This is a genomic window from Dyadobacter sp. OTU695, assembly GCF_038440355.1.
Classification (GTDB): domain Bacteria; phylum Bacteroidota; class Bacteroidia; order Cytophagales; family Spirosomataceae; genus Dyadobacter.
Genome location: NZ_JASATN010000005.1, coordinates 228,426 through 248,267, shown reverse-complemented (window position 1 = coordinate 248,267; position 19,842 = coordinate 228,426). Strand labels below are relative to the sequence as shown.

The following is a 19,842-nucleotide window of genomic DNA, read 5'->3' as shown; positions in this document are numbered from 1 at the left end:
TTTTGTCCATTGTAAGGTTACCATAAATTATTGGAATCATTATGTTCTAAAAATATATTGTCAAAATGACAAATAAAAATTTTCAACAAAAACCCTGCAAGCGTATGCGCTACTTTCTACGGAAAAGAGAAAACCGCCTCGGTGCGTCTCCGGCTATCGGATGGCCGCTCATGGTGATGATGGCCCTGGGCCAGGCCGACTTTGCCCTCGCGTCGGACAATGATTTGAACAGGCTATCGGCAAAGCATGCCGGACACGTGGTCGCCGATTTTGAAGTAACCGGGAAGGTCACCGGAGAGACGGGCGACGCACTGCCCGGTGCGAGTATCCTCATTAAAGGTACGACACGCGGCACGAGTGCCGACGAAAACGGGAATTTCAGGATTTCAATTCCTGATAACGGGAACACGGTGCTCGTGTTTTCGCTGGTGGGATATGCCTCCAAAGAAGTGACGGTAGGAAATCAGAAGATCGTCAACGTATCGCTGGCGCCCGATCATAAAGTGCTGGAAGAGGTGGTTGTGGTAGGTTACGGAACGCAACGCAAGCGCGATGTGACGGGCTCGGTGGTTTCGGTGAGCGAGTCGACGCTCAAAGAGGTGCCGGCACCGAACCTGATCAACCAGCTCAAAGGCCGCGCGGCGGGAGTCTCCATCATCAGTAACGGCAGCACGCCCGGTTCTCAGGGCCAGATCAGGATCCGGGGCAACCGGACGCTCACGACCAGTTCCGGATCAAGCGATGGCCTTGACGGTCCATTGGTGGTGGTCGACGGAATACCTTTCGGCGGATTGAACGACATCAACCCGGACGATATCCTAAACCTGGAAGTATTGAAAGATGCCTCCGCAACGGCTATTTACGGCTCTCGCGGCGCTGGCGGGGTGATTCTGGTGACCACTAAAAGGGGGAAAGTAGGTAAGCCCGTATTCAGTTACGACGGTTACCACGGGGAGACGCGCATTATGGGTAAATTCAATGTCATGAACGGTCCGGAATATGCTCAGTTCAAGACGGATGCAGCCAAATACAACCGTACCAGCCCCGGTACGTCGGGTTATCTGCTCACACCGAAGGAGCAGGAAGCCCTGGCTAACGGCGTGTCTACCGATTGGCAGGACCTGATTTACAAGCCCGGGTTCATGTCTAATCATCAGTTGGGCATGCAGGGCGGTGTAGAAAACACGCAATACTCGCTTGGTTTGGGTTATTTCAATGAGACGGGCATTATCCCGAACCAGAATTTCCAGCGCTTCAACCTCCGCGCGACGATCGATCAGCGGATCGGGAAGAATATCCGCGTCGGGCTGAACACTTTAAATACCCTCACCTATCAGAACACGCCCGGCGGCGGAGGTGTACCGGGCGGATTGGTCCGCCTGACGCCGCTCGCGTCACCCTACAATGCCGATGGCAGTGTGAATATGTTTCCATCCGAAGGCTCTATCGATGCGGCCGGTGTAAGCCCGCTCACGATCCTGACGAAAAAGGACTCGTACCTTGGGCGCACGCGCTCGGTCCGGACGTTCAACAGCCTTTACGCGGAGGTAACCATTCTGCCGGGTTTGAAATACCGGTTCAATGCAGGTCTGAATTTCAGCCAGTCGAATTACAATGGTTACAACGGCCCGCTGACGTATTTCAATTCTGCGACGGTACAATCCTCGTCCACAGCCGAGATCAGCAATACCGAGTACTGGGACGTGAACCTGCAACATTTGCTTTATTACGACAAAACATTTGCAGACAAGCATAAGCTGGGCTTCACCGCACTTTATGAATACACTAAAAACCACTCACTAGGCAGCCGCTTCACGGTGACCGGCGTTCCGGCGGATTACATTAAAACGTCGAACTTCTCGCTGGCATCCGGCCAGCCCGTAGCCAACTCCGATTTCGGCAACTCCTTTTCGGAAACCGGCCTGCTGTCTTACATGGGAAGGCTCAATTATAGTTACGCAGACCGCTATTTGCTGACGCTGACGCTGCGCAGGGACGGTTCATCCACCTTGTCGCCCGGTAACCAGTATTTCAATTATCCGGCTGTGGGCGTTGGCTGGAATGTGATCGACGAGGATTTTATGAAAAGCATCGCCTTCGTTTCCAATCTGAAACTGCGGGGCGGCTGGGGTATATCTGGTAACCGGAATGTGGGTGCATATGCGACGCTGGGAGCATTATCGGCCGGGTATTACAATTTTGGTACGGGCACGGCAGGACAGCAACTGGCCTACACGGTCACAAGTCTTCCCGCAAGTAACCTGAGCTGGCAATCGACATCGCAAGTAGACATCGGTATCGATTTCGGCTTTCTGAACAACCGCATTACCGGCTCGGTAGACTGGTACCATCAGAAAACCAAGGACATTCTCCTTTCGGTGCCGCTTCCGCCAAGCAATGGGGCTGGTTCGACATTGAAAAACCTTGGCAGGACCGAAGGAAAAGGCCTGGAAGTGGCCGTCACTTTTGAAATTGCCCGCAAACCGAAAGGCTTTAACTGGAGCGTGGATGCGACCTATTTCTTCAACCGCGAGAAAATCACGCAGCTGACCACTCCACAGGAAAAAGCGAACCTTGGCGCGGGATGGTTCGTAGGACAGCCACTTTCGGTCATTTATGATTACAAAAAAATAGGCATCTGGCAACTCAGCGACGCGGAGAACGGGACTTTGGCCAAACAGGTTTCACCCGTGCAATATCCGGGACAAATCAGGGTCGAGGATTTGAATGCCGACGGGAAAATCGACGCAAGCGACCGCCAGATCCTGGGTAATTTCCAACCGAAATGGGAGGGAGGCCTTACCAATCGTTTCAGCTTCAAAAACTTTGACGCGTCGATCGTTACCTATGCGCGGATGGGCATGAAAGTGCTTGTGCCTTATCTTACCGGCAACTCTACGGGTTCCGGCGGGTTTGCATTCTTCAACCAGAGCCGTGTCAACCAGGTGAAAGTCGATTACTGGACCGATACTAACCCAACTAACGCATTTCCCGCGCCTGACGCCAGCAGCGCAGTCGCTAACTTTGGTTCGACGCTCGGCTATTATGATGGCTCGTTCATCAAATGCCGGAGCATTAACTTCGGCTACACGTTCGCGAGCGACATTGTCAAAAAGATCGGCGCTACCTCGGCCCGCATTTACGTGAACCTGACAAATCCGTTCATTATCTATTCGCCGCTCGTGAAAGACAACCTGGCCGTTGACCCGGAAGGGAACAGCTATGCCAGCGGACAGTCGACACTCAACCCACAGGGAGCGAGCGAACGTGGCGCACCGGAGCGACAGATCGCCGTAAACCTCAACAACCCGCCGGTAAGGCAATTCACCGTAGGCGTAAACCTTAAATTCTGATCTAACCATGAAATCCATCAAAATATACATGACTGCCGGGCTGGTCGCTTTGCTGAGTTCCGGTTGTGAAAAAGTACTTGAAGAACATCCGCAATCCCAGATCGTCCCTTCGTATTTCAATAGCCAGTCGGGCGTACTCGGAGGGATAGCCGGGGTGTACAACGACATCCGCAGCCAGTGGGGAACGGAAGGTTTCACCGTGGAAATGCAGGCTGGTACCGACGAGTTTATCCAGGGGCTCAGTGCAGGTACACCTATTCCATATACCTACAATGGGTTGAATGGCAGTAACTTCGGTTCGGCCTGGGGCGTTGCGTTCCAGGATATCAACACCCTGAACGGCGTATTGCAATACGGGCAGACGATCGACCTCCCCGATGCGACCCGGAAGCAGTACCTGGCGCAAGCCAAGTTCCTGAGGGCATTCTGGTATTTCTATCTCGTTCAAACCTGGGGTGATGTGCCCTTGCATACCGAGTTCATTACCGTGCCCTCGCAGGCAGCGTCGCGGCAGCCGGCAGCCCAGGTTTATGAGCTGATCATCAAAGATCTCACCGAAGCTGCGGCCGATCTTCCCAATCAGCCGTCGGCGCCTTTCCTCGGCAAGGCGGCTACCAAGCCTGTTGCACAGTTCCTGCTTGCGAAAGCCTATCTTACACGCGGCTGGCTGAACAACACGGCAGCAGATTTTACCAAAGCGGCGGCATTGTGTGATGAGATCATCGCGAACAAATCGGCTTACGGGCTGGACCTTTGGCAGGATTATGGCGATGCATTCGTGCCCGCCAATGATTATGGTAAGGAAACCATGTTTGTCAGCGACCACGTACTCGACCCCAAATACGGCTATTACAGCGTGGGGGGTGCAGCCGGCGGCGGCGCGGCGCAAAATTTGACACCCTGGTTTACCAACTGGAACTATCCGAACAACAGCGGGATCAACTCATTCAAAAATGCATCGGGAGGGTTTGTCAACAGCGGCACTTCTGGCATGATCCGAGACGCATATTACGGTCGCCCATACGTCCGCATGCGCCCAAACTCCGACAAATTGTCCACGGGCCCGCATGCAGGCAAAAACTATTTCCTCGACCAGGCCTTTACGAAACGCGACGTGGATTCCCGGTTCGCCAACTCGTTTTACACGGTCTACATTTCAAACACCTCCGTTACCAATGCAGCCAATGCAACCAACAATAACCGCGGGATCGGTTACACGACCGTCGTCGGGTCGGATACTGCCGTGTGGTTGCCCGATTACGAGGTGCCCGGTGCCCCGCAGTTTGTTGGTAACAGGCCATTCAAGGGAATTGTGGTACCGCCGAGCCTTTGGAATAACGGCATTTTCCCTGCATTGAAAAAATTCATGGATCCCAGCCGCGGCGCCAATTTCAACGACCCGTCGACCCGTCCCTGCTTTCTGTACCGCTTTTCGGATGTATATATGACTGGTGCGGAGGCACATTTCAAAGCCGGTGACGCCGCGAAAGCTGCCGGTCTGATCAATGTGGTGCGCCAGCGCGCGGCATTCAGGAAGAGCAATACCACGGCACAGAATGCAGCTGCGGCGGCGGCCATGACCATTACGGCGGCCGACGTAACCCTGGATTTCATCCTCGACGAGCGCAGCCGCGAGTTCTTCGGCGAATGGCAGCGCTGGCACGACCTCGTACGCACCCGCTCGCTTGTGCGCCGCGTGCAGGAGTGGAACCAGGAAGCAGCACCTTATGTGAAGGATTTTAATATGCTGCGGCCAATTCCGCAGTCGCAGATCGATAGAGTGGTGGATGGTCCTGCTTTTCCACAAAATTCCGGATATTGAACCGAACTAACCAGCACAATTATATGACCCGCAGCTTTTTATCAGCAGGATTAATGGCCCTAATGCTTACCGGCCCCGGCCTGGGAACGGGCTTTGGCCAGCAAACCAAAGTGAAGCCGTTGATCAGCGACCTGTTCACCGCCGATCCGTCCGCGCATGTCTTCAATGGCAAAATTTACATTTATCCTTCTCACGACATCGAGGCCAATGTGCCGCAGGATGATGAGGGCGGGCATTTCAACATGCGGGATTATCACGTGTATTCGATGAACGACATCGGAGGCAAGGTGACCGACCATGGCGTGGCGCTGGATTTGAAAGACATTCCCTGGGCCGGGCGGCAGCTGTGGGCACCGGATGCGGCATTCAAAAACGGTACGTATTATTTGTATTTTCCTGTAAAAGACAAGGAAGACGTGTTCCGGATCGGGGTAGCCACTTCCAAATCGCCTGCCGGGCCGTTCAAGGCGGGTCCTGCGCCGATTCAGGGCAGTTACAGCATCGATCCGGCCGTTTTTACCGACACTGACGGGCAGACTTATATGTATTTTGGCGGGATATGGGGCGGACAATTGCAACGCTGGCATTCCGGGAAGTATGACAAATCGCTTTCCACCGACCTGGGCAAGGGGCATGATCAGGAGCCCGCATTGAGTGCCAAAGTGGTAAAAATGAGCGGCGATATGTTATCCTTTGCCGAAACGCCCCGCGATGTGCAGATCCTGGATGAACATGGCAAGCCATTGCTTGGCGGTGATCATGACCGCCGGTTTTTCGAGGGAGCCTGGATGCACAAGTACAATGGGAAATACTACTTTTCGTACTCGACCGGTGACACGCATTTCCTCTGTTATGCCGAGAGCAGTACGCCTTACGGGCCGTTCACCTACAAAGGCGTGATCATGAAGCCGGTTGAAGGCTGGACGACACACCATTCCATTGTGGAGTTTAAAGGGAAATGGTACATTTTTTACCACGATACGGAAATTTCAGGCAAAACACACCTGCGTAACGTGAAGGTACGGGAGCTCGTACGTGGCAAGGATGGCGCGATCGAGACGATCGAGCCCTGAAAACGGAAATAATACAAGTTATTTTGGTAAAACGGGTGCCGGTACCTGCTTTTAAAGCTGTACCGGCGCATTCATGCCGGTGATCTCATCCAAAGCATTCAATCAGACAAGCTATGCAAATCGAAAGACGCGATTTTTTATCGACATTAACTTTGGCCGGAGCCGCTACATTGTTCTCCGGTAACCCGCTGCTCGCTGCAACTTCGCCCAAAAAGGACAAGCTCGGCATTGCACTCGTCGGCCTCGGCTATTACAGCACCGACCTGCTGGCACCCGCCCTGCAACTTACCGAAAAGTGCTACCTGGCGGGGATCGTGACGGGCACGCCCGCGAAGGCCGAAGCATGGAAAACCAAATACAACATTCCTGAAAAGAATATTTACAACTATCAGAACTTCGACGAGATTGCTAAAAACCCGGATATCGACATCGTTTATGTGGTTCTACCGCCATCGATGCACCGTGAATATGTGGTAAGGGCCGCGAAAGCAGGCAAGCATGTGTTTTGTGAGAAACCGATGGCTCCGTCCGTGGCCGACTGCGAAGCGATGATCGCAGCCTGCAAAAGCAATAAGGTGAAATTGGCGATCGGTTACCGCTGCCAGCATGACCCGAACATCCAGGCCTATATGAAGGTGGCGAAGGAGCAGAAGTTCGGGAAGGTGAAAATGGTCAACAGCGCCGCGGGGTATTTTGACGCCCGTACCGATCACTGGAAGCAGAAAAAGGCGCTCGGAGGCGGCTGCATGGGCGATATGGGTGTGTACGCATTGCAGGGCGCACGCCTGGCGACAGGCGAGGAGCCCATCAGCGTGATCGCGCAGGCATCGACCACACGGCCCGACATTTACAAAGAAGTGGAAGAAACGATGATGTTCATGCTCGACTTTCCGAGCGGGGCAAAAGCGGCCTGTCAGACGAGTTTTGGAATTAATATGAACTACCTGCAGGTAAACTACGAAAAAGGCTGGTTGAAAATGGAACCGCAGTCGGGTTACAATGGGAACAAGGGCAGCATGTCGGACGGAACGATCATCAATTTCCCGATTAAAAGCCAGCAGGCGAAGCAAATGGATGAAGACTGCCTGGCGATCATGAGCAACACCGACCTGATCGCCCCGGGCGAGGAAGGGCTGCGTGATATTCGTGTGGTGGAAGCCATTTACAAGTCGGTGGCCTCGGGTAAGAGTGTCAGGATTTAAATTTTACATCAATAGCTATGCTCAAAATACTTCTTCTCTTACTCCCGTTGCTGGCGGGCCAGGGGGCTTTTGCCCAAAAAGAAATCGCAAAGGAAATGCCGAAAGGCTTTGACACGCCCCGGCAGAGCATTGTGGCCGGAAAGATCGATACGGTCAGCTACCCATCGAAGACGGTCGGAACCGTGCGGAAAGCGCTGGTTTACACACCGCCCGGCTATTCCAAAAAGGTCAAATACCCCGTCTTGTACCTTTTGCACGGTATTGGCGGAGATGAAAAGGAATGGCTGAAAGGCGGTAACCCGCAGCTGATCCTGGACAACCTTTATGCCGACGGGAAAATCGAGCCGATGATCGTCGTCATGCCGAATGGCCGGGCGATGAAAGACGACCGGGCTACGGGCAATATCATGGCTCCCGACAAAGTGGCCGCATTTGCCACTTTCGAGCAGGATTTGCTCAATGACCTGATCCCGTTCGTGGAAAAGAAATACGCTGTCCTTGGCGACCGTGAACACCGCGCCATTGCCGGGTTGTCTATGGGTGGCGGGCAGTCGCTGAACTTCGGGCTAGGTAATCTGGACAAATTTGCCTGGGTAGGAGGCTTTTCCTCTGCGCCCAACACGAAAAAGCCCGAAGAACTCATTCCCGATCCGGCGGCAGCGAGGCAGAAACTCAAATTGCTATGGCTATCCTGTGGGGACGACGACCGGCTGATCACGTTCAGCAAGCGCACGCACGACTATCTGTTTGTGAACGACGTTCCGCATGTGTATTATGTAGAACCCGGCGTGCACGATTTCAAGGTTTGGAAAAACGGGCTGTTTATGTTCTCACAGTTTCTTTTCAAACCTGTGGATGTAAAAAGTTTGAACCAGTACACGCTTCTAGGATCGCCGGCGGAAACCAATATCCGCTCGGCGAAGTATCCGCAAATCCTGCCCGATAACAGAGTCGTTTTCCGTACCAAGGCACCGGGCGCGCAGAAGGTGCAGGTGGATTTGGGCAAAAAATACGATATGCAGAAGGATACCGCCGGTTTCTGGTCCGTCACGACGGATTCCATCGGTGAGGGCTTCCATTATTATTCGCTGCTGATCGACGGCGTGGCATTGGCTGACCCGGCCAGTGAGACATTCTACGGAATGGGCCGTATGGCGAGCGGGATTGAAATACCTTTTAAAAAAGGCGGATATTATGCGCTGCGTGATGTGCCGCATGGGGATATCCGGGTGAAGAAGTATTTATCGAAAGCCTCCAACTCCTGGCGCGAGATGTGCGTATATACGCCGCCGGGTTATGAGCAGATGACCGAAAATTTGCCCGTGCTGTACCTCCTACACGGTGGGGGTGAAGATCAGCGAGGATGGGCAACCCAGGGCAAAACGGGCCTCATTCTGGATAACCTCATTGCCGAAGGAAAGGCGGAACCGATGCTGGTGGTGATGATGGACGGTAACATGGGTGGCAGCGGTGGTATTGCCGGTTTCACGGAGAATACATTGAAAATGTTTGAAAATGAACTCAAACAGGGCGCTATGCCATTTGTTGAGGGGAATTTCAAGGTGCGAACGGATGCGCAGGGAAGGGCGCTGGCGGGCCTGTCGATGGGTGGTTTGCAGACGCTGTACGCGGGTATCAAAAACACCGACCAATTTGCCTATCTGGGAGTATTCAGCTCGGGATGGTTTGGCAATAATGCGGAGCTTTCCAAATCCCATTATGCGTTGATTGACAGCAATGCGACTGCGATCAATACCAGCCTGAAACATTTCCGCATTTCCATGGGCGGTCAGGAGGACATTGCCTATCAGAACTGCAAGATTATGCTGGCGAAGTACGACAAGGCGGGTATCCGTTACCAGTACAGCGAATATCCCGGCGGGCACACCTGGCCCGTATGGCGGCACGATCTGTTCGAATTTGCACAGGTGCTCTTCAAGTGATTTTGGTCAAAAGTAAACCGTGGTTATGAAAAAATATAGTTTACGCGCGGGGCTGTCTGCCATTTTGTGCTGCGGGTTTTCAGTTCTGGTCACAGAACTGGCATCTGCCCAAAAAACTTTGAAGGATGCCTACAAGGACTATTTTCCGGTCGGCGTGGCGGTAGCTCCCAGGAATTTGTCAGGCCCGGAAGCGGAGCTGATCGTGAGGCAGTTCAGCAGCATTACCCCTGAGAACGCAATGAAAATGGGCCCGATCCATCCCGAGCCGGACTGTTACGAGTGGGAAACAGCCGACGCGATCGTCGCATTTGCACAGAAGAACGGCATGAAAGTGAGGGGGCACACACTCTGCTGGCATAACCAGACGCCCAAATGGTTTTTCACCGACGCCGCGGGCAAGCAGGTAACGCGGGAAGTACTCCTCGAACGCCTCAAACAGCATATAACCGACGTCGTGGGCCGGTATAAAGGCCGTATCTACGCCTGGGATGTGGTGAACGAAGCGGTGCCGGATACGGGGACCGCCATTTACCGGCAATCGAAGTTTTATGAGATAATAGGGGAGGATTATATTGAAAAAGCATTCGAGTATGCCCATGCGGCCGACCCGTCCGCGAAGCTCTTTTACAATGATTACAATACCGAGAGCAGCAGCAAACGGGCGAAGATCTTTGAGCTGCTTAAAAAGCTGAAAGAGAAAAATGTGCCTGTGCATGGCGTGGGGTTACAGGGGCATTGGTCGGTGTACGAACCTTCCGAGGCCGAACTGCAAGAGTCGATCAGCCGGTTCGCGAGCCTGGGCCTGGCGGTTCAGATTACGGAACTGGACGTGTCTATTCATGCAAAAGAACATGGCCGCCGCGAAATGACCCCGGCCGATAAGACCGTGCTCACGCCTGAACTGCTTTCAAAGCAGGCAGCACAATACGAAATGCTTTTCAAAACATTCCGGAAAAACCGTGGTGTACTGACCGGCATTACATTCTGGAATATATCGGACAAATCTACCTGGCTCGACAATTTCCCCGTGCGGGGCAGGAAAGACTATCCGCTCCTATTCGACGAAAATCTTCAACCAAAGGCATACTTCAATAAAATTGTGGACTTCTGACTTCGTCAACAGGCGGGGAAACCTGAACCTGGGAGGACACTTGTGTTGGAAGCACGGCGTTCGACGCCGACACCGGCCAGGTGCTCCGTAGATGTGATAGTGAACCTTGGCCGAAGGCATTGCGCTTTCGGCTAATTTGATTTTTTGGGGGAGGCTGTCTATTAATCGTTGTCGGACGGTGTGAGTGAGAGATTTCGCTTGAAACACCTTAAATTGTATCCATTAAAGCAATTTTCCGTTTTTCATTACATTCGAGCCTGTTCAATGAACAACACTCGTCGTAAATTTATCTATTGTTGAAAAATGTGCGTTTATGGCGAATAGACGCACATTTTTAAAGTTCTGGGCAGGTGTTCACAATCAGATTCATAATAATAATGCGAGTTATAAAAATCTACAACAAAAAGGCCCTACACCGGGCCGGGCTTCTGGGAGCATATCGTTTCTGTGCCAGGGAAAGGCGAAGGAATGGAGCTTTACAGGGTATTGATGAAAAAAAAACAGAATCTAAAGTATAAAAGGATGCTATTTTGCTTATCAATGAAGCACCAGATAACTTTGGGTTATGATCGATCACCACACGAGGTACCAGAAAAGGTTATGTCTGCACGATTTATTCCCTGCCAAGGAAGGGGTGTGCGCCTGCGGATGCGGATTAGCAATCGGCGGCCGAAAGAGAAAATGGTTTTCTGAGGCGTGTAGAACTCAGGCGTACATTCACTTTGCAATAGTCAAAGGAGATTCCCAGGTAATAAGATGGCAATTGTACAACATTGATTTTGGCGCTTGTAGATCATGCGGAGCTATCACGGAAGAATGGGAGGCAGATCACATTCTTCCGGTATCTCAAGGAGGGGGGGGGTGTGATCTTTCCAATTTTCAAACTTTATGCAAAGAGTGCCATTCTAACAAAACCTATACCCGTCCCCACCACAGCGCGATTTCTTCGCATGCATATTCGATCGCTCGCATTCGCTGGGCATCAGACGCAGGGGCTTCTGTGAAGGATTTTTTGAAAGCGTCGAGAGAAAAGCACATCTTGCCGTTGACTACCTCGTCTTTACCCGCGTTGGCCTGTAAATAGCGCTTTGTCATCAATGCGACAATTTTTTGTTGGTCCGACGATAAACCCGATTTCGTCAAACTGAGCTTTATTGCCCCAATATTTTTGATGCCTTTCATGGTTTGGGAGAGATAAAGATCAGGATTAACGCTTATCTCAACTCCTTTTATTTCCAGAATTGCATCCTTACCTGGGGCAATTTTAATTTCCATTCCGTTAAATCGTGATACGTCTGTATTAAGCAAGGAATTGAGTAATGCAATTGAATTTTTAATGTCGTTTTTTTGAAAATCTGTCGTCCCTTCCTTTTTCTCCAAGACCTCTATCGCTGCGTTTAGAATGTCGGGACTGTTTTGCTCGAAATACGATTTTACCGCAGTGCGGGCCTCACTATACCTAGTGACAATAAACGCGACGGGAGTCTTACAGTCGGATACGATTTTGTTTCTCCTAGGCGGTCCTGCGGATATGTATTCTGCAAGCTTGTTGACTGAAATCCTAGGTTTTTTAGGACGCTCCTTTGCCGGATTTTTGGTGTCTGTAAAATTTAACATAGACAAATAAGTTTAAGTTGGTATAGAGGTTAATACGTGTTTCTTGCGAACCTTATCGCTGCAGACCTTAAATTCACATAGAATTTTTCCACTGGAGTTCTGCTCTACCCGAGCAGCTTTTTTTCTGTATCTGAATTCTTCGTCTGTTAAAAATCCCTCTTCTTTTAGGTCAGCCAGTTTTCGAATTTCGTCGGCGAGGGAGTAGGCGGGTACGGCCTCCGTTTTGGGTCCTGCATAGTGAAGAGTTGGATTTAAGTTATTTTTAAATGTATGAAATTATGGCAGAATCTTTTCAGTTAATTGAGCGAGAGGCATGGGATGCCTTGGTCAGAGAACTCCATGCCATGCATTTGAAGCTCGATCAGGTATTTGCCGGGTGGCTGCCGGCAACTGAGAATTCAGAAGTAGAGCATTATTGGACAAAAAAGGTGCTTACCGTGAAAGAGGTGGCATTGTACACTGGTCTTTCGGCCGGCCATATCAGAAACCTTGCGAGCAAAGGGAAGATACCTTATTCGAAGCCGATGGGAAAGATTTTGTACTTCGAACGGGAAAAGCTTGAAAAGTGGCTTTTAGGTAATCCGGTAACAAACGACTGCCGAGATCGAGCAGCAGGCCTATAACCATCTTAATTCAAATTCTAAACGCAAGCGAAAATGAGTCTGATCGTAATCGAAGAATCAAAGTGGGATGAACTCACCGCGTTGGTTGGGTCATTGGTAAAGGAAGTCCGCGCCATGGTAGCCAGCAATGCTCGTGAAGATATGCTTTCTTATAAAGAAGCCGCTGCACTGGCGAGACATTGGCTGGATATGGGGCCGACTGGTCTGCGGCCTCAAAAGATGGCATGCACTTCCAGTGCGAGGGCTTTTAACCCTCCACTCATAAAGATGACACCCGATCTAGAACCTGCTGATAATACTGGATCGTTATTCGACCTATTTCAAATGCGTCATTTGCTATTCTATTTCCACGATGATAACCAGGAACAGTGAAGGTAACGTTTCTATTAGTAAATGGTAAAAGTTCGACAATAGTCCAGTATCCAGGTTCCTCTCCAACAACCTTGGAATTTCCGTTCGCATCGGTCATCAGTAATTTTCCCATTCCAGCAAAATCGCCTTTACCCTTTTTCGCGAGGGGCTGTATTGTGTGCTGATTAGCATGTCGTGCATTGGTCATATATTTTAGCAAGGGGTCAGTTTTTCGCAAATTTTCCACCTCGCTTTTCACCTTTTGAAAACCCTTCGCTTCTTTCGCTGCCTGAACGGTTTTATTCCAAGACTTCTCGATATGATCTAGCAGATTCGCCCAGTGAACTTCCAAAATATCCAATTCAAAAATGTTGCGCATTAAATCAAATTCCTTTTTTGCTTGATCCAATTCAATCCGTGCCGCAGTAAGATCGATATTTTGTTCTTTTTCCATTGCAAAATTATTTCAAGTTCGATTATATTATTGTGGTAAATCAGCACCCGACGCATGAGGGGTTCGAACTCTATTCTTCCCTAGCATGGCTGGTGTGCTGAGGTCATCTCACTGTACCATCACGTAATGCAATTAGTCAATTGTTTAGTTACAATTCCATTTTATATTGGAAAATCCATAGAATCGGCTTTTTGCATTTCCGTGCTCATCATACTCCAGGTCGATTTTCCGTTCGTATGGGCCGCTGCCAGCATGGGCAGCGTACGACCTGATCCAGTTATTCGCTGAAAATAGAGCGATAACTGAGTCATCGTCTTGATAATAATAACTGAAACGTAGTAGGTTTAAAAATTCGCCTGTCGCCGGTTTGTCATCATAATAAACGTCGGAGGTGCCTTTCGATCCTGTGGCTCCGCCGCCGACATAAATCTCATATCCAAACTGGCTTACATTTCCGCGATCGTTATAGACATAATTAAAGGTAGTTATTGGGAGCAATTTTCTACTGTGTCTTTCGTCGTAGGAAAATACGGTGGAAGAGGTAGGTTTATCTAGTGACGAATACGCAAATTCGAACCTACGCATTTCTACCGTGTCGGTTTTTGACGTTTTTGGATCCTTCACGCCGCCAAACCAATGTACTGAAACAAGCCGATTAAGATCGTAGGTGAATTTGACTTTCTGGTTAACCCTGTTGTCATCTAAACGTATTGTCTCGATTAGTTGATCTTTCTGGTACCTAAATATATAAGTGGTGTTCAGGTACTGGTGCTGTATAGCAACCCTCCCAGGGTAGCCTTCTTTATTGTAGTCGACGACATAGTTTAAGCCATGTAGTGCAAAGCTCTGTATCCTGCAATCATCCCAATACCACATCCGCTCCGGCTCGGGATGGGTTTTATCTTTTTTACAGGCAATTAATAAGGTGAAAAGTATCAGATGCGCAATGATTTTCATGAATTGTTAAAATAGAAGTAAGCAAATATTCAATAATAGCACAAATTGTTATTTTAAGAAAATAGGTCCCACTGCGCCTCCGCGACATATCGGATAGTCAGGTAGGAGAACCCCCAGCAAGTGAAGTAGTTGGGGATACGGCCCGCATGAATCTGGCTTTCTTGTTTCTGGAGATTATGCGTACGCGTTGCATACGGGGCATTCAATGTCAATGTTAAGGAGATGAACCTGGTTAGGTTACCGATGGAGGTTAGTCCGGTCGACAAATATTTGGAAGGAATTACAGAATTCCTTACTTCGTACTTTCAATAGAAAATCGCTCGATGAAACCAATTGCTCTGAAAATTGTCAGATTTTTCCTAAAATTCATGATTATCATGTGCGGATTACATGCAATTGTTGGGTTGATATTCGTGATTTTTATCTCAGAAGTACCGGTATCGAAACAATGGCCCTTTTTCCTCGGCTCAATTGCCATTTATGGCGTTTGTTTCGGTTTTCTCCGATTTATGCTTTACATTTTCAGCGAATCGAAATAATTCATTATCTACAGGGTACTTTTCGTATTTTTTAGAAAATCCTTGGTTATGAGGCCAAACGGCACCTTAGGTTGGGTTTTGTTAGTTATTCCTACCTCAGTCACGAATTGTTCAAGACTATTCGCTGCTGATCTGTAAATCGCTGCTTTCGTGAAGTTTTCGTCGTTAATTAGAGATGCTAATTCGTTCCGCAAGGCGACTATCAGATCATTAATGAATGCGATTTCGACCGGTTGTTTAGAAAATAACATCGCTAGAAACTCAATCTTGGAAATGACCTTCTGGGCTTTCAGTAGCCAGCTTTCCTTCCTATCTTCGCTCGCATCGTCAATATGTTCACGGCCATACATCCTGTTCCACAGATTTCGAAGGTCTTCGTCGCGAACCTTGCCAGCATTACAACTAATGTTAGGTTTTATGTATGGAAAGTCTTCAAAATGAATAAAGTACGATAGTTTTTATTCTTCATTATATCTCAACATCCATTATGACAAACACCCGTCGTAAATTTATCGCAAGCTCAGTGACTTTGGCGGCAGGAGCTGCTGCATCGGTGGCTGCGCCGGTCGCACCGGTGAAAAGCAAAACCCCGCTCGTTCACCATGTGTTTTTCTGGCTTAAAAATCCGGGCTCTACCGCCGATCGTGACAAGATCATTGAAGGTCTGAAAACGCTGCGGAAGATCGAGGCTATTAAGGAACTCCGCATTGGTGTGGTGGCCAGCACAAAAAAACGGGATGTCGTCGACAATAGTTGGGCGGTGTCCGAACTGATGTTCTTCGAAGACCTTGCGGGACAAGCCAGTTATCAGGACCATCCGATTCACCAGAAGTTCATCAAGGACTGCAGCCACTTGTGGGACAAAGTGATCGTATACGACGCGATGGATGTTTAGGTAAACGAAACAACAAAGATGCCGCCTCCGATATGGGGCGGCATCTTTGCCTTACTAATCCACAATGCTGGACGATGCTGCGATTTTGATGTCGGCATGTTGCCAGGCCTTGTCAAAAGCCAATTTTACGGTTTGTGCTTCGGCCGTGTTTTTCTGCTGCGCCAGGGAATTGTAGAGACCCATCAGCGCCCAGCCGTTTTTCTTCCAGGTCAGTAAGTCCTGGCGGTAGACGCGCTCGGCTTCCGCGTTTTTTCCGGCTTTGAGCAGTACCGCCCCGACGTGGTGCCGGACTGAGAAAAACCAGTCGGGCGGCTCGTTGTAGTTGAGATTATCCTCGATAGCAATGGCCTCGCCAAGCAATCCGGCCGCCTTTTCGAGCTGCTTTTGTTGTGTGGCTATGCCGGCCGCTAAAACTTTCCCGGCAATTTGTACCAGATCTAGGGAAGTGTTGATATTCCAGACGGTGAGGTCTTTAAGGGTGGTATCCGCTGCAAGCGAGCTGAGCGATTTCATTTCTTCCTGCGCATGAGGCAGGTCATGTTTTCCTAAAAAGGCCATTCCCCGTGCGTAATGCCAGATTGCTCGGGGGTAAATCAGATCTTTGGACGGGCTTGGGTCTGCAAGAATGGTATCCCACATCGAAAACTTGACGGCAATGTAATAGGGTATTGTATAATAATGTTGAAGCGTTCCCCACCCAGGCTGGCGCATCACCTCGCGCGCCGTGTATTGCTGTACTTTTTGCGCGGCCTGCCAGGCCAGCTCCGAGTTTCCTTCCAGTGTAGCTGTGGCTGCAAGAAAATGGTAATTGTGAGGGAAATAGGCAAGGGGATAGGCACCCTGCGCGTGGCAGGTGGTAATGTACGCGCTGTCGGCCTCCACTGCTCGGATGTTGGAGAGCGAGCCAAGGTGGTAGTCTCCCGTGTTGATGTAAATGTGCGACGGCATATGAAGCAGGTGACCTGCCCCGGGAACCAGCGAATCGAGCAAGGCGGCCGATTCGAGGGCTTTTTCGGGTGTTGCGGAGGCCTCCTGCGCGTGTATGTAGAGGTGATGCGCGCCCGGATGCCGCGGGTTCTTTTTCAGCAGGCCTTCCAGGGCAGCTACCAGCGCGGGGGTCCAGGGTTTCGGGGTCTTCGTTTTTTTATCGTAGAGGTCCCAGGGGTGTACATCCATTTGCGCCTCGGCGTACAGCGCACCAATATCAGGATCCGACGGGAATAGCATGTACACTTTTTTCATGGCCGTGGCAAAAGCGACATCGAGCGGTGCCCTGTTGGCGGGAGGAACTTTGGCATATCGGGTCGCTAATGCTTCGATGAGGGCCTTCTCTTTGGGCGTGCAATTGGCGGCCAGCTGCCGGGCTTTTTCGCTCGCTGCCCAGGCGCGTTGGAAGTTGTCTTCCTCCATACCTGCATTATAGTTGGGCCCCAATACGTAAGCGTAACCCCAGTAAGCCATGGCGCAAGTCGAATCCAGCCGGGTTGCTTCATAAAACGACCGGGCGGCTTCCGCGTGGTTGAAACCGTACGCCAGCATCAAACCCTGGTTGAAATAGGCCTGTGCTTCCGGCTTGGTAGTCGAAATTTTAAAATCGACACCTTGTAACCCGTTGAGCAAGGGCGCCTTTTTGCCTGAACTATACCATTCGGCGTCGGTGGTTTTAGGATTGTAACAAACCGTGATCCGCGCAGTGCTATCGGATACGGGCTTTTCCTTTTCCTCCTTCTTTTTGAAGCAGGCGGAAAGGATGACAATCAATGCGAGGTAACAATGGCCGTGCTTCATAAGCGTAGAGGTTTGAGTCACAGATCATGTATGGAAAGAAGTCCGCGAGCGCGGTGTACACAAATATGGTAAATATCTTACTGGAAATGAGGGTATTCTCCATAAAGGTTTCTACCCACAATGCTGCCGTCTGGCCCGATCAGGAACATGCACGGATAACCCTGGCTGTTATACGCTTCGACCAATGCACCGTACAAGCAAGTAATTTGAGCCGTAGACGAAATCGGCCGGGGAAGGAAACAGGTCATCTTTGTATTGTTAATCAACAAATAAAGATGACTGCGATAACAAAAATAAACCTTGGCCAGAACGGGCCGCTCGTTTCCAAGCTCGGATTGGGCTGTATGCGCATGTCGCCTGTTTGGGGCGGCCCTGGCAATGATGAATCCGAAAGTATTGCGACCATTCACGCCGCGCTGGACAACGGCATTAATTTCCTGAATACCGGGGATTTTTATGGCGCAGGCCATAACGAGCTACTGGTTGGCAAGGCCATCAAAGGCCGCCGCGACGATGCCTTTATCAGCGTTAAGTTCGGGGCGATTTTTTACAATAATCAATGGCTCGGACTGGATCTTCGTCCGGTGGCGATCAAAAATTTTATCAATTATTCGCTCGTTCGTTTGGGAATAGATACCATCGACCTCTATCAGCCCTGCCGGCTGGACGGCAGTGTTCCGGTGGAAGACGTGATCGGTACCGTCGCCGACCTGATCAAAGAAGGGAAAGTCCGTTACCTGGGCGTTTCCGAAATCACCGCCGACCAGCTCCGCGAAGCGCATAGCGTATACCCGGTAACGGCCCTGGAAATAGGATATTCGCTGGCCGACCGGCAAATCGAAAGCGATCTGCTTCCGACCGCGAAAGAGCTTGGCATCGGTGTTGTGGCATTTGCCAATACTGCGGAAGGGTTGCTGACCGGCGAAATGAAAGCTCCGCTTGCGGCTGACAGCTATCAGCACCACTTCCCGCGTTTTCAGGGCGAGAACCTGATCAAAAACCTTACTACCGTGGAGGTACTGAAACAAATGGCAAGTGAAAAAGGGTACACACCCACGCAGCTGGCGATCGCCTGGGTGAATGCGCAGGGCGACCACATCATGCCGCTGGTGAGTATGAGCCGGCGGGTACGGCTGCCCGAAAACATGGAGGCGATGCAAATCAGGTTTACCCCTGAGGAAATAGATACGCTTAATGCCCATTTCGCGCCCGGTGCGATCGTAGGTGGGACGTACCTTCAACGATAGCGGGGCTTCTTTCAAGCCCTGCTTTTTAATATCTTTACTGCGTGACGAATCCAACTGAAATAATTCCGGGTGTTATCTTTTACTCCTATTTATCAAGGGAGAGAAAGGATAAAGTTGCATTTCTTGAACACAATACGTTGATATTGCAGGTTTCCGGCCGTTTTTCGCTGGAAACCGCCACGCAAAAGGTATCGATGGGCGCTGGCGAGATGCTGTTGATACAAAAGAATCAGCTAGGCGAAATTACCAAGACGCCTCTCGATGGTGAAGACTATCAAACCATCGTGATATGTTTGCAGGAGGATTTGCTGCGGACGATCGCGCTTGAAGAGCAGGTCGAAACTGGGCGCAAATATTCCGGGCCGCAAAACGTGCTCGTTCCGCCTAACGACTTCTTGCGCGCTTTCTTCCAATCGGTGGTCCCGTATGTGCGTAACCCGCACGGAGCCATTACGGAACGCCTTGGTATGCTTAAAGTAAAAGAGGCGGTGCATTTGTTGATGCACACCATGCCGGAGCTGGAAGAGATGCTGTTCGACTTTTCGGAACCTTATAAAATGGACCTGGAAAAGTTCATGCTCAGCAATTTTCACTACAATGTTCCCGTCGAAAAATTCGCAAGGCTTACCGGGAGAAGCCTGGCGGGTTTCAAGCGCGATTTCCAGCGGATATTCGGCATGGCCCCGCGGCATTGGCTTCAAGAAAGAAGGCTAACGGAAGCCAGACATCTTATCGAAACGAAGAACAAAAAGCCGTCGTCGATCTATCTCGACCTTGGCTTCGAAAGCCTCTCTCATTTTTCCCATTCGTTCAAGAAAAAATACGGAAAGGCGCCCACAGAATGGACGGTTTGAGGTTGGCCGCGAT

The 19,842-nt window shown here is 50.4% G+C and carries 15 protein-coding genes and 1 pseudogene; 11 read left to right on the top strand and 5 right to left on the bottom strand.

The window, feature by feature from the left end; genetic code table 11:
- The first annotated feature begins 104 nt into the window (after positions 1-104).
- The 7 genes and pseudogenes from AAHB90_RS12630 to AAHB90_RS32790 all read left to right on the top strand — a co-directional run.
- Complete coding sequence (locus AAHB90_RS12630; protein WP_342085497.1) at positions 105-3,353, top strand: SusC/RagA family TonB-linked outer membrane protein; 3,249 nt, start codon at positions 105-107, stop codon at positions 3,351-3,353.
- A 7-nt stretch (positions 3,354-3,360) separates the two neighbouring features.
- Positions 3,361-5,175 carry a RagB/SusD family nutrient uptake outer membrane protein gene (locus AAHB90_RS12625; protein ID WP_342085496.1) on the top strand — a complete coding sequence of 605 codons (1,815 nt, stop codon included), beginning with the start codon at positions 3,361-3,363 and terminating at the stop codon, positions 5,173-5,175.
- A gap of 62 nt (positions 5,176-5,237) precedes the next feature.
- On the top strand, positions 5,238-6,248 hold the full coding sequence (locus AAHB90_RS12620) for a glycoside hydrolase family 43 protein (RefSeq protein ID WP_342085625.1): 1,011 nt from the start codon (positions 5,238-5,240) through the stop codon (positions 6,246-6,248).
- A gap of 113 nt (positions 6,249-6,361) precedes the next feature.
- Complete coding sequence (locus AAHB90_RS12615; protein ID WP_342085495.1) at positions 6,362-7,450, top strand: Gfo/Idh/MocA family protein; 1,089 nt, start codon at positions 6,362-6,364, stop codon at positions 7,448-7,450.
- A gap of 17 nt (positions 7,451-7,467) precedes the next feature.
- Positions 7,468-9,393 carry an alpha/beta hydrolase-fold protein gene (locus AAHB90_RS12610; RefSeq protein WP_342085494.1) on the top strand — a complete coding sequence of 642 codons (1,926 nt, stop codon included), beginning with the start codon at positions 7,468-7,470 and terminating at the stop codon, positions 9,391-9,393.
- Between the two features lie 25 nt (positions 9,394-9,418).
- Positions 9,419-10,504, top strand: a complete 1,086-nt coding sequence (locus AAHB90_RS12605; RefSeq protein ID WP_342085493.1) for an endo-1,4-beta-xylanase — start codon at positions 9,419-9,421, stop codon at positions 10,502-10,504.
- A gap of 565 nt (positions 10,505-11,069) precedes the next feature.
- Positions 11,070-11,408, top strand: a pseudogene (locus tag AAHB90_RS32790) (HNH endonuclease); the annotation flags it as partial.
- A gap of 11 nt (positions 11,409-11,419) precedes the next feature.
- Here AAHB90_RS32790 and AAHB90_RS12600 read toward each other — a convergent pair.
- Positions 11,420-12,121, bottom strand: a complete 702-nt coding sequence (locus tag AAHB90_RS12600) for a hypothetical protein (RefSeq protein WP_342085492.1) — start codon at positions 12,119-12,121, stop codon at positions 11,420-11,422.
- Between the two features lie 278 nt (positions 12,122-12,399).
- Here AAHB90_RS12600 and AAHB90_RS12595 point away from each other — a divergent pair, with 278 nt between their 5' ends.
- On the top strand, positions 12,400-12,744 hold the full coding sequence (locus AAHB90_RS12595) for a helix-turn-helix domain-containing protein (protein WP_342085491.1): 345 nt from the start codon (positions 12,400-12,402) through the stop codon (positions 12,742-12,744).
- A 259-nt stretch (positions 12,745-13,003) separates the two neighbouring features.
- Here AAHB90_RS12595 and AAHB90_RS12590 read toward each other — a convergent pair whose 3' ends face one another.
- The 3 genes from AAHB90_RS12590 to AAHB90_RS12580 all read right to left on the bottom strand — a co-directional run bounded on the left by AAHB90_RS12590 (position 13,004) and on the right by AAHB90_RS12580 (position 15,395).
- Complete coding sequence (locus AAHB90_RS12590; protein ID WP_342085489.1) at positions 13,004-13,549, bottom strand: hypothetical protein; 546 nt, start codon at positions 13,547-13,549, stop codon at positions 13,004-13,006.
- 144 nt (positions 13,550-13,693) lie between these two features.
- Positions 13,694-14,506 (bottom strand): hypothetical protein, encoded by an 813-nt coding sequence (locus AAHB90_RS12585; RefSeq protein WP_342085487.1) that lies wholly within the window; start codon positions 14,504-14,506, stop codon positions 13,694-13,696.
- Positions 14,507-15,053: 547 nt separating this feature from the next.
- The gene (locus tag AAHB90_RS12580; RefSeq protein WP_342085485.1) at positions 15,054-15,395 is read right to left on the bottom strand and encodes a hypothetical protein; all 342 of its coding nucleotides are present in this window, start codon (positions 15,393-15,395) and stop codon (positions 15,054-15,056) included.
- A 137-nt stretch (positions 15,396-15,532) separates the two neighbouring features.
- On the opposite strand from AAHB90_RS12580, the gene AAHB90_RS12575 reads away from it, so the two are divergent.
- Positions 15,533-15,940, top strand: coding sequence for a Dabb family protein (locus AAHB90_RS12575; protein WP_342085483.1), 408 nt, complete (start codon positions 15,533-15,535; stop codon positions 15,938-15,940).
- A gap of 54 nt (positions 15,941-15,994) precedes the next feature.
- On the opposite strand, the gene AAHB90_RS12570 is transcribed toward AAHB90_RS12575, so the two are convergent.
- Complete coding sequence (locus AAHB90_RS12570) at positions 15,995-17,728, bottom strand: hypothetical protein (RefSeq protein ID WP_342085482.1); 1,734 nt, start codon at positions 17,726-17,728, stop codon at positions 15,995-15,997.
- 275 nt (positions 17,729-18,003) lie between these two features.
- Here AAHB90_RS12570 and AAHB90_RS12565 point away from each other — a divergent pair, with 275 nt between their 5' ends.
- Positions 18,004-18,975, top strand: a complete 972-nt coding sequence (locus AAHB90_RS12565; RefSeq protein ID WP_342085481.1) for an aldo/keto reductase — start codon at positions 18,004-18,006, stop codon at positions 18,973-18,975.
- Positions 18,976-19,016: 41 nt separating this feature from the next.
- Positions 19,017-19,829 carry a helix-turn-helix domain-containing protein gene (locus AAHB90_RS12560; protein ID WP_342085480.1) on the top strand — a complete coding sequence of 271 codons (813 nt, stop codon included), beginning with the start codon at positions 19,017-19,019 and terminating at the stop codon, positions 19,827-19,829.
- The last annotated feature ends 13 nt before the right edge of the window (positions 19,830-19,842 follow it).